The sequence below is a fragment of the Collinsella aerofaciens genome, assembly GCF_015548375.1.
Lineage (GTDB): Bacteria > Actinomycetota > Coriobacteriia > Coriobacteriales > Coriobacteriaceae > Collinsella > Collinsella aerofaciens_AB.
Map to the genome: position 1 here is coordinate 21,993 of NZ_JADMWW010000027.1, position 9,994 is coordinate 31,986.

Here is a 9,994-nt window from a genome sequence, read left to right on the forward strand (position 1 = left end):
CCGTCGTTCGGTTGAGACCCGTCCCGTCTATATTGAGACAACAAGAAAGGAATCTGCATGTCTGAGTTTGCTGCCGGTCCTGCCGGTCGTATCGAGCGTGTCCGTGCCCTGATGGTCGAGCGTGGCTACGACGCCATCGTGGTGCGCGACGAGGCCAACCTTCGTTGGCTTACGGGCGTGAAGGGCGTCTTCGACTACACCTTCGAGTTCCCGCACGCTGCGTTTATTACGGCCGACCAGTGCCTGTTCCACACCGACTCGCGCTACCTCAACAGCTTTGAGGAGAACACGCCAGCCGGCAGCCCCTGGGTCTACGACATGGATGAGGGCACCATCCCCGGTTGGGTCGCCGGCAAGATCGCGGCCAACAAATGCCGCGTCTGCGCTGTCGAGGACGATATGCAGATTAATTTCTACCAGGGTATTCAGCGCGGCCTGGAGGACCGTTCCGTCGCCTGTATGCTGCCGCTGATGCACGACGATATCCGCAAGATGCGCGCCATCAAGGACGCCGAGGAGATTGAGCTCATGCGCCATGCGCAGTCGATCACCGATGCCGCCTTCCAGCACATGCTCGGCTTTATTAAGCCCGGTATGACCGAGAAGCAGGTACGCAACGAGCTCGAGAACTTTATGTTCGCCAACGGTGCCGACAGCCTGGCCTTCGGTTCCATCGTCGCGAGCGGCCCCAACACCGCCAACCCGCATGCCGTGCCGAGCGACCGCGTGATCGAGAAGGGCGATTTCGTTCTTATGGATTACGGCGCGGGCTATTGCGATTACCGCTCCGACATGACGCGCACTGTCGTGATGGGCGAGCCCACCCAGGAGCAGCTCGACCTGTACGCACTCGTGCGCCGTACGCACGAGGAGTGCGTCGCCGCCATCCATCCGGGCGTTGAGGGCAACGACATCTTCAAGCTCTCCAAGAAGATCATCGGCGATGCCGGCTATGGCGATTACTATAACCATGGCTTGGGTCACGGCGTGGGCATCGACATCCATGAGCTGCCCAACTTTAACCGCAGCAAGAATATCATCGAGGTCGGCTCGGTTATCACCATGGAGCCCGGCGTCTACCTGCCCGGCGTGGGCGGCGTGCGCCTGGAGGACTACGGCGTGGTCACCGAGAACGGCTATGAGCCCTTCACCAAGACCCCGCACGACCTGCACGTTATCGACTGCTAGTTTACTTCAGTAGATAGTTTGGGGCGGGGCGTCCGGATTGATTCGGACGCCCCGCGTTCTCTTTTTATGCGCTCGCCGCAGGCGCCGTCTGCAAGTGTATAATTTCTGTCGTATGTAATTTGGACGCTTGTGCGTTCTGCCCATAACAAGAAAGGTCGCTATGCCTACCATTTCCACCGCCGACTTCAAGAACGGCCTCGGTCTCCGCATCAAGGACAAGGTCTACACCATCGTCGAGTTCCAGCATGTCAAGCCGGGCAAGGGCGGCGCGTTTGTGCGCTACAAGACCCGCGACATCAAGAGCGGCCGCGTCGTCGAGAACACCTGCAACGCCGGCACCAAGTTCGAGAGCGTCATGCTCACCACCCGTGAGTTCCAGTACCTCTACAACGATGGCACCGACTACATCTTCATGGACAACGAGTCCTATGAGCAGGTTCCCGTTCCCGAGGACATGGTGGGCGAGAACTCCAAGTGGCTGCGCGAGAACGACATCTGCCAGCTGCTCTTCGCCGACGATGAGCTCATGGGCGTGACCCCGCCGATGTTCATCGAGACCACCATCGTCCAGACCGACCCGGGCTTTAAGGGCGACACCGTCCAGGGTTCCACCAAGCCGGCCACGATCGACACCGGCGCTGTCATCCAGGTCCCCATGTACCTCAACGAGGGCGAGGTCATCAAGGTTGACACCCGCGACGGCAAGTTCGTCTCCCGCGTCTAGCAACCAACTCTTCTAGGAGGACTCATGCCCCAGGAAATCAAGATTGACGGCATCGGCATTTCGCCCGATGTTCTGACCGCCATCGTCTCGCGCGCCGTGTCCGATGTCGAGGGCATCGCCTCCGTTGGCGTCAAGGACCTTGCCACCAACCTTGTCTCCATGATGCTCTCGTCCAAAGCCCCGGCTTCTGAGCCGGCGGTCGAGGCCGAGGTCGTCGGCGACAAGCTCGCACTCACCGTGCGCGTCGTGGTGTTCTTTGGCTATCCGTTCAAGAAACTCGCCGAGGCCGTTCGCGCTGCCGTGGTCGCCGCCATCGATGCCCAGGTTGGCGTTGAGGTCGAGCGCGTTGACGTTTGCATCGACGGCCTCGTTTTCCCCAAGGAGTAACCTTTGAGCCTTAAGGTTTATCGCGGGCGTACGCTTGCCCGCAGTCAGGCGCTGCAGCTGCTGTTCCAGGCCGAGGCCACGGACAGCCCGCTCGAGCGCGTCCTCGAGGGTGATTTCCTGATCTCGAAGGGTCCCCTCGATCCCTATGCGCTGGAGCTGTGCCGAGGTGCCTACGAGCATATCGACCGCATCGACTGTGCTCTGCGCTCCGTTGCCAAGAACTGGGATCTTATGCGCATGCCCGGCGCCGACCGCAACCTGCTGCGTATCGCCGTTTACGAGATGCGTTTCCTCACCGACGAGGAGGTCTCGGACGCCATCGTGATCAACGAGGCTGTCGAGCTTGCCAAGGCGTATGGCACCGACCAGTCCGCGTCGTTCGTCAACGGCGTGCTGGGTAAGATCGCTCGCAGCGAGGAGCTGCCGGGCGAGGACCTATACCAGGAGCTGCTGGCCGAGGATCGCGCTCGCGAGGAGGCACAGGCTGCCGAGGCTGCCGCAAAGGTTGCGGTTGCTCAGGCCGAGGCCGGCGTTCTCGACGAGGACGCTGAGGTCGCCGAGGCCGAGACCGGTACCGTCGAGGAGTAGCCATGCCAGAGGGTTCCGTCCGCAACTTCGACGAGATTTCGGACCGCTTGGACCAGATCATAGCTACCGTTCGCTCTAAGGATACGTCCTTGGAGCGTTCGCTCGATCTGTTTGACGAGGCGATTGAGCTGGGCTCCCGTGCGGTCGACATGGTCGATAAGTTTGAGCTGACGCCGCGTGAGGCCGACAAGCTCGAGCAGGAATACGATGAGGATGCGGCAAACGAATCCCAGGATAGCTAGGCCGCATCTCCGGATACGAATGGTTGATGGCATTCATGAAACGCGTGCGTCTTGATGACGAACTGATTTCACAGGGCATCTGCGCCGATCGCGCGGATGCCCTTCGCACTCTTATGGCTGGCTTGGTCTCGAGTGGCGGCGAGCGCTTGACTTCGCCGGGACTTAAGGTGACCCCGGGCCTGCCGTTGCACGTGAAGGGGCGCATTCCCTATGTTGGCCGCGGCGGTCTTAAGCTCGAAGGCGCGCTTGATACGTTTGGTATCAATCCGACGGGCCTTGCCTGTCTGGATGTGGGCTGCTCTACCGGCGGCTTTACCGATTGCCTGCTCAAGCGCGGAGCTGCGACCGTTGTCTCGGTGGACGTTGGTCGCGCCCAGTTCGATTGGTCGTTACGTCAGGACGATCGCGTGACGCTGCATGAGCGCACAAACGTGACGCAGCTGCCTGAGCTTGGCTATGCCGGCGCCATCGACCTGGCTGTGTGTGATGTCTCGTTTACCAGCATCGCGAACATTATCGATGCGGTGCTGGCGTGCCTGGCGCCTACGGGTGCATTTTGCACGCTTGTAAAGCCGCAGTTTGAGGCTCCGGCGGCGCTGGTGGGTGAGGGCGGCATTGTGACCGATCCCGCCGTGCGCCGCGATACACTCGTTGCGGCAGTTGAACTCTTTGCTGCCAAGGGGCTGTTCCCGGTCGATGTGTGCGTGTCGCCCATTCATGGTGCCAAGGGAAACGTTGAGTTTTTCCTGTACGGCACGAGATTTGACCCCGGCGACCGCACGCAAGACGAGCTGCAATTCCAGGTATCGGTTTTGAGCGAGAAAGCTGCAACGCTATGAAGGTCTTTCTGGTTCCCAATTACTACAAGCAAGAGGCGGTTGAGAGCGGCCTGATGCTCGAGCTTTGGCTGACGCGCCAGGGCTATGAGGTCGCATGGGCTGCCGACCAGCGATCGAAGATTCAAAGCACGCCTGATATTGACGGCTCCGATCTGGTCATTACGCTCGGCGGCGACGGTACGTTGCTGCGCGCTGCCCGCATCCTCAACCATCGCGAGATTCCTATCCTCGGTCTTTCCTATGGTCACCTGGGCTTTTTAACTGCTGCGAGCCCCGAGGAGCGCGACATTCTGCAGGTCGTGAGCGACGCCCTTTCCGGCGAGCTGCACGTGAGCCGTCGCGCCACCATCGCCGCGGATATCGTGTCCGTGCGCGACGATGGCACGAAGGATGTCGTGCGCACGTTCGCCCTCAACGACATGGCGCTCACGCGCGGCCCCCTGTCCGATATGGTTGAGTTCGACATCACGGTGTCGGGCCACCATATCGATCGACTGCGTGGCGACGGCGTGGTCGTGTCCACGGCGACTGGTTCTACGGGGTACGCGCTCAGTGCAGGTGGCCCCATTGTGAGCCCCGACTATACGGGTATGGTCTGCGTACCCATTGCGCCGCACACCATTCAGGCCCGTGCCTTCTTGACTTCGCCGAGTGATGTCGTCGAAATCTTTATGTCCGATGATCGCCCGAGCGTTCCGGCGATCGCTATCGATGGACAGTTTATTACCTGCGACGGCACGGTCGAGAGCGTGGCCGTGCGCCGAGGCCCCGGCGATGTGCTGCTGCTCGACTACGGCCCCGAGAGTTTTTACAACTCGGTGAGCCGCGTATTCTACGGAGTGCGTCATGATCGATGAGCTGCAGGTTTCCAACATTGCACTCATTCGCGAGGCGACGTTGGTTCCGAGCGCGGGCCTAACGGTTCTGACTGGAGAAACCGGCGCCGGTAAGACCGCGCTGCTCTCGGCCCTCAAGCTTATTTTGGGCGAGCGTGCGGATTCTTCGACGGTGCGCGAGGGCGAGGCGCTTGCTAGCGTTGAGGCGCGGCTGTTCGACGGTCCACACGACACGGAGGGTTTCACGGTCCAGCGTAGCCTTTCTGCCGAGGGCCGCAGCCGCGTGAAGATTGACGGCCGCATCGCCAGCGTGCGCGAGCTTTCGGAGCGCGTTGGCGTGATGATGGATCTGTGCGGCCAGCACGAGCACCAGCGCTTGCTCGATCCGGCGCATCACGTTGCGATGGTCGATGCGTGGGCGGGACGTTCTGCGCTCGAGGCGCTCGAGCACTACCGTGCTTGCTTTAAAGCCTCGCGCGCGGCTGCCAAGGAGGTTCGTCGCGTCGAGGAGGCCTCGCGTGCGCAGGGGAGTCGTGTCGAGGAGGCGCGCTTCGCCCTGGAGCGCATTGCCGAGGTCGACCCCAGGCCGGGCGAGTATGAGGAACTCGAGGAACTGCTGCCGCGCTCCGAACATGCCGAGGTACTGGTTGCCACTGCTAGCGATGCCCATGCATCGCTTGTCGCCGAAGGGGGAGCGCTCGATGCCGTGAACAACGCCGTGGCAGAGCTTTCCCGTATGGCTACCGTCGATCGCAAACTGGGCGACATTGCCGATGCGCTTTCGGATGCCTGTATCTCCCTTGAGGATTGCGCGAACGAGCTTCGTGCCTATCGCGATGGGGTCGCCTTCGACCCGCGCGAGCTCGCCCGCATGCGTGAGCGGTATTCCGACCTCAAGGGGCTGTTGCGTCAGTGGGGCCCCACCATGGACGATGTTTTTGCCATGCGCGATCGCTCGCAAGAGCTGCTGTCCCTGGTCGATGATGGCGATGAACAGATCAAAAAGGCGCGTGAGGCACTCGGGAGCGCCGAGCGCGAGTTGTTTGCCGCTGCCAAGGCACTTAAGCGCGCTCGCAATACGGCGGCCCCGCGCTTCTGCCACGAGGTAGGCCGCCAGATGGCGCGCTTGGAGATGGGTAGTGCCGAGCTCGTCTGGGAGTCGCGCGATCTTCCCCGTGCTGAGTGGACGCCCGTTGGTCCTTCGAGCTACGAGCTGCTATACCGCAGCGGTGCCGGTTTGACGCCGCGCCCCCTGCGTCGAATTGCGTCGGGCGGCGAGCTCAGCCGCGTCATGCTGGCAAGCAAGGTTGTCCTCGGTAACGCGGACGGTGTCGATACGCTGGTGTTTGACGAGGTCGATGCTGGTGTCGGTGGCTCCACGGCGCGTGCGCTCGCGGGCGTGCTGGCAAATCTCGCCGCTACGCATCAGGTGATTGTCGTAACCCACTTGGCGCAGGTCGCCGTCATGGCTGACAAGCATTATGTTGTCAGCAAGGAACCGGGCGATGTTCCCCAGACGCATTTGGACGAGGTAACCGGCGAAGCGCGTACCGCCGAGATCGCCCGCATGTTGAGCGGCGATCAATCGGAGGCAAGCTTGGCCCACGCAAAGCAGATGCTCAAAGAAGCTCGAGGTTAGGTCGTATCAGCGGTGTTGATGGGACAAAATAGACTGAAATTTTTGTCCCACTACGCGTTTTACTCAACGACCTTATCCGGCTGGATGAGCTCCTCGTAGTAGCTGATATGTTCGCGAGCGTCTTCAATCTCGGGCAGCAGGAAGTTGTAGATGACTTCGATGATCATCGTGGCACTGATCTTAGAGAACGCAAAGTCGCCTGTCGTCAGCAGCGCTTCGTGGTTGACGGTATTAAAAGTGTAGTCTGCCAGACGCGCGAGCGGGGATTTGCTGTCGCTGCTGATGACGACTACGGTTGCGCCGCAGTTGCGAGCCGCTTTTGCCATGCGATTCAGTCGGCGCGATTTGCCGGAGTTTGAGATTAGCACGATGACGTCACCCGGGCGCAACGTGAGCGCAAAGCCGATTGATGTCTCGCTAATGGTGCTCGCCATGCAGCGCAGGCCCAGCTGCGAAAACTTAAACGTCGCATCGAGCGCGACCGCGTTCGTATTGCCCACAGCTGCAAACTCAATAACCCCTGCATGCTTAAGGGCATGCACAACAGCCGCCAGCGTATCGTGGTCGATCCCGTCGATGGTCGCATTAAGCTCGCTCACCTTGGCAGCCAGGATGTTCTTAAGGCTCTGCTCCATGTTGTCGAGCGATACCTCGTCGGTCAGGCCCTCGTTGCGCTGACTCTCCAAGTCGCGCGCCAACGAAAACTGAAAGCTGCGGAAGCTGCCAAAGCCAAGCTTGCGGCAGAAGCGCGAAACGGTCGCCTCGGACGTGGCGGCGGCGCGCGAGAGCTGAGCCGCCGTGAGGCGTGGCGCCTCGGACTGGTGCTCCAATATATAGTCGACAATGCGCTGCTCGGACTCGCTGTATCCCTGATGGGTACTAATGAGGGAAAGTGCGCTCTTGCTACTATCGGTCATGGATGGCTCCTGGTTGGCATGAAAATCGGACTCGTTTTGTAATGTCATAGTATAGGGGGATTTTCAATTACAAGATACACCTTGCCGTTTCAAGTGTTGATGGTAAACTTTCACTTACCGTTTACGGTTATGAAAGAACCTTTCACCGGAGAATTGCGCCTTGTCTCTTCTCACGCGGACGGTAGGTTGGTATCTTTCAGTTGTGGAAAAGCGCGCAAGGACGCGCGTGTAGGGGAGCGCCTGCGGGCGCAAAACTTAAAAAGGAGGGACACATGGCTAAGTTTGACATCATCGCCGCCACCGGTTGCCCGACCGGCATTGCGCACACCTTCATGGCGAAGGAGGCGCTGGAGAAGGCAGCTGCCGAGCGAGGTCTGACTATTAAGGTCGAGACCCATGGCCAGGTCGGTGTCGAGAACGAACTCACCAAGAGCGAGATCGCTGGTGCCAAGGCCGTCGTCGTCGCGGCCGATAAGGATGTCCAGGCGGAGCGTTTCGCCGGCAAGCGCATGGTTTCCGTTGGTGTTTCCAAAGCCCTGTCCGTCGAGGCCGCCGGTAAGCTGATCGACCGCGCGCTCGCCGCCAAGGGTGACGACTCGGTTGCGGCTGCTGCCGATGTCGAGGATGAGGTCGAGGAGAAGGAGTCCATCGGCCACATCATCTACAAGCACCTCATGAACGGCGTCAGCCACATGCTGGTCTTCGTCGTCGCTGGTGGTGTCCTGACCGCCGTCTCGTTCCTGTGGGGCATCACGTCCTTCGATTCGACGGCGTCTGACTACAACAGCTTTGCCGCTATGCTCAAGATCATCGGCGGCATCGCCATGAACCTCATGGTTCCCGTGCTTTCCGCCTACATCGCCGAGTCCATCGGCAAGCGCCCGGCGCTCGTCCCCGGTTTTGTTGCCGGTATGATCGCCATCCAGGGCCTGCCCGTTAACGCCGAGACCGGCATGATCGACGCCGGCGGCGCCGGCGTGGGCTTCGGCTTCCTGGGCGGCATCGTCGGCGGTTTCCTCGCTGGCTATGTCATCTTGCTGCTCGAGAAGGTCTTCTCCAAGCTGCCCAAGAATCTGGACGGCCTCAAGGCTATCTTCCTGTACCCGCTGTTCTCGACTGCTATCGTCGGCCTGGTCATGCTCGGCATCTCCGGCCCCATGGCTGCCATCAACACCGCCATGATGGACTTCCTCAAGGGTCTGTCTGCCTCTGGCGCCATTGTTCTGGGCCTTGCCATCGGCTGCATGTGCGCCGTTGACATGGGCGGCCCGGTCAACAAGGCTGCTTACGTCACCGGTACCGCTATGCTCACCGAGGCCCTGGCCGCCGGTGTCGGCACCGACACCTACAACTTCGGCACCAACTTCATGGCTGCCGTCTCCGCAGCTTGCATCGTTCCGCCGCTGATCACCACCTTCGCCGTCGTTGTCGGCAAGAAGTACTTCAGCCAGGAGGATCACGACGCCGGTATCGTCAACCTCATCCTTGGTTGCACCCACATCACCGAGGGCGCCATTCCGTTCATGACCAAGAACATCTGGCCCGTCATGCCCATCATGATGCTCGGTTCCTCTATCGCCTCGATCCTGACCATTATGTTCAACGTTCACGATCCGGCGCCTCATGGTGGCTTCCTGGTCCTGCCCGTTGTCGAGAATGGTCCGCTGTGGGTCCTCGCGATCCTCATCGGCGCTGTGGTCGGTGGCATCCTGTTCGTGGCCTTCAAGAAGTACGACTTCGAGAAGAACCAGAAGGCAGCTCCCGCCGCCGCTGCTCAGCCGGTCGAGGCCCCCAAGGCCGCTGCCGTCGAGGCCCCCAAGGCCGAGGCTGCCGACTTCGTGAAGGTCGAGAACGTCTTTGTCGCCGAGGACTTCGCTTCTCGTGACGAGGCTCTGAGCTTTGTCTCCAACCAGGCCGTCAAGGCCGGTGTCGCGAGCGACGCCGATGCCGTGATGAACGCCTTCCTGGCCCGCGAGGCCGAGGGTACCACGGGCATGATGGAGGGCTTCGCCATTCCGCATGCCAAGTCCGATGCCATTACCGAGGCCGCCGTTATCGTCGTCAAGGACGACTCCGGCGTCACCGGTTGGGACACCATGGACGGCGCTCCCGTCAACGTGGCTATCGCCCTGCTCATCCCCGGTGCCCAGGCTGGCACCACGCATCTCAAGATTCTGTCCAAGGTCGCCGAGGCGCTCATGGACGAGGACTTCCGTGCCACCGTCAAGGGTTCCACCGACGCCGCCGAGATCGCCAAGACGATCAACGCCCGCCTGGTCTAATCCAGCAGTTAGCGAATAATATCGCCCCTGTAACAAAGGCGGAGACCCTCTCCAGGGCCTCCGCCTTTTTCATCCCCAAATAAGTTGCGGTGAAATAGGGACTGTTTAAACGTTTCAACCGCAAAATCAGTCCCTATTTCACCGCAACTTATGGGAGGGTATAGAGGGGGCTACCTATCGAGTCTTTGTCGCGAACAGATCATCAGCCAGAATTCCGTTCGCACGATATCACTTTGGATCGACCAAGTTTCCGCAGCTCGCCTGCCGGGCGGGGCGGTTAAGTTTGTCGCGAGTTCCGCACGCAAAGGAAAGCACTTAATGTGCTTTCCGTCTTGCGCAGGACTGTAGAGCA

Annotated in this window: 10 protein-coding genes; 9 read left to right on the forward strand and 1 reads right to left on the reverse strand. The window is 60.6% G+C overall.

What is annotated here, in order from left to right; translation table 11 throughout:
* The first annotated feature begins 57 nt into the window (after nucleotides 1-57).
* The 8 genes from I1969_RS09920 (at nucleotide 58) to I1969_RS09955 (ending at nucleotide 6,443) form a co-directional block, all read left to right on the forward strand.
* Nucleotides 58-1,188 (forward strand): M24 family metallopeptidase, encoded by a 1,131-nt coding sequence (locus tag I1969_RS09920; protein WP_055309495.1) that lies wholly within the window; start codon nucleotides 58-60, stop codon nucleotides 1,186-1,188.
* A 160-nt stretch (nucleotides 1,189-1,348) separates the two neighbouring features.
* Nucleotides 1,349-1,912: an elongation factor P gene (efp, locus tag I1969_RS09925; protein WP_006233983.1), complete on the forward strand. Its 564-nt coding sequence runs from the start codon at nucleotides 1,349-1,351 to the stop codon at nucleotides 1,910-1,912.
* Between the two features lie 24 nt (nucleotides 1,913-1,936).
* The gene (locus tag I1969_RS09930; RefSeq protein WP_006233982.1) at nucleotides 1,937-2,299 is read left to right on the forward strand and encodes an Asp23/Gls24 family envelope stress response protein; all 363 of its coding nucleotides are present in this window, start codon (nucleotides 1,937-1,939) and stop codon (nucleotides 2,297-2,299) included.
* Nucleotides 2,300-2,302: 3 nt separating this feature from the next.
* Nucleotides 2,303-2,887: a transcription antitermination factor NusB gene (gene nusB / locus I1969_RS09935; protein ID WP_082437720.1), complete on the forward strand. Its 585-nt coding sequence runs from the start codon at nucleotides 2,303-2,305 to the stop codon at nucleotides 2,885-2,887.
* Between the two features lie 2 nt (nucleotides 2,888-2,889).
* Complete coding sequence (locus I1969_RS09940; protein ID WP_006233978.1) at nucleotides 2,890-3,129, forward strand: exodeoxyribonuclease VII small subunit; 240 nt, start codon at nucleotides 2,890-2,892, stop codon at nucleotides 3,127-3,129.
* Nucleotides 3,130-3,164: 35 nt separating this feature from the next.
* Complete coding sequence (locus I1969_RS09945; RefSeq protein ID WP_229028394.1) at nucleotides 3,165-3,968, forward strand: TlyA family RNA methyltransferase; 804 nt, start codon at nucleotides 3,165-3,167, stop codon at nucleotides 3,966-3,968.
* Nucleotides 3,965-4,825 carry an NAD(+)/NADH kinase gene (locus I1969_RS09950; protein ID WP_117746039.1) on the forward strand — a complete coding sequence of 287 codons (861 nt, stop codon included), beginning with the start codon at nucleotides 3,965-3,967 and terminating at the stop codon, nucleotides 4,823-4,825. The genes I1969_RS09945 and I1969_RS09950 overlap by 4 nt, the downstream gene beginning before the upstream one ends.
* Nucleotides 4,815-6,443 carry a DNA repair protein RecN gene (locus tag I1969_RS09955; RefSeq protein ID WP_195234996.1) on the forward strand — a complete coding sequence of 543 codons (1,629 nt, stop codon included), beginning with the start codon at nucleotides 4,815-4,817 and terminating at the stop codon, nucleotides 6,441-6,443. Before I1969_RS09950 ends, I1969_RS09955 begins: the two co-directional genes overlap by 11 nt.
* A 59-nt stretch (nucleotides 6,444-6,502) precedes the next feature.
* On the opposite strand, the gene I1969_RS09960 is transcribed toward I1969_RS09955, so the two are convergent.
* Nucleotides 6,503-7,360: a MurR/RpiR family transcriptional regulator gene (locus I1969_RS09960; protein WP_226790721.1), complete on the reverse strand. Its 858-nt coding sequence runs from the start codon at nucleotides 7,358-7,360 to the stop codon at nucleotides 6,503-6,505.
* Between the two features lie 272 nt (nucleotides 7,361-7,632).
* On the opposite strand from I1969_RS09960, the gene I1969_RS09965 reads away from it, so the two are divergent.
* Nucleotides 7,633-9,642: a fructose-specific PTS transporter subunit EIIC gene (locus tag I1969_RS09965; protein WP_195234998.1), complete on the forward strand. Its 2,010-nt coding sequence runs from the start codon at nucleotides 7,633-7,635 to the stop codon at nucleotides 9,640-9,642.
* Nucleotides 9,643-9,994 lie beyond the last annotated feature (352 nt).

Coding starts and splice junctions, on each gene's coding strand:
- I1969_RS09920 (WP_055309495.1), top strand. CDS start 58: ATGTCTGAGTTTGCTGCCGGTCCTGCCGGTCGTATCGAGCGTGTCCGT.
- efp (WP_006233983.1), top strand. CDS start 1,349: ATGCCTACCATTTCCACCGCCGACTTCAAGAACGGCCTCGGTCTCCGC.
- I1969_RS09930 (WP_006233982.1), top strand. CDS start 1,937: ATGCCCCAGGAAATCAAGATTGACGGCATCGGCATTTCGCCCGATGTT.
- I1969_RS09940 (WP_006233978.1), top strand. CDS start 2,890: ATGCCAGAGGGTTCCGTCCGCAACTTCGACGAGATTTCGGACCGCTTG.
- I1969_RS09945 (WP_229028394.1), top strand. CDS start 3,165: ATGAAACGCGTGCGTCTTGATGACGAACTGATTTCACAGGGCATCTGC.
- I1969_RS09950 (WP_117746039.1), top strand. CDS start 3,965: ATGAAGGTCTTTCTGGTTCCCAATTACTACAAGCAAGAGGCGGTTGAG.
- I1969_RS09955 (WP_195234996.1), top strand. CDS start 4,815: ATGATCGATGAGCTGCAGGTTTCCAACATTGCACTCATTCGCGAGGCG.
- I1969_RS09960 (WP_226790721.1), bottom strand. CDS start 7,360: ATGACCGATAGTAGCAAGAGCGCACTTTCCCTCATTAGTACCCATCAG.
- I1969_RS09965 (WP_195234998.1), top strand. CDS start 7,633: ATGGCTAAGTTTGACATCATCGCCGCCACCGGTTGCCCGACCGGCATT.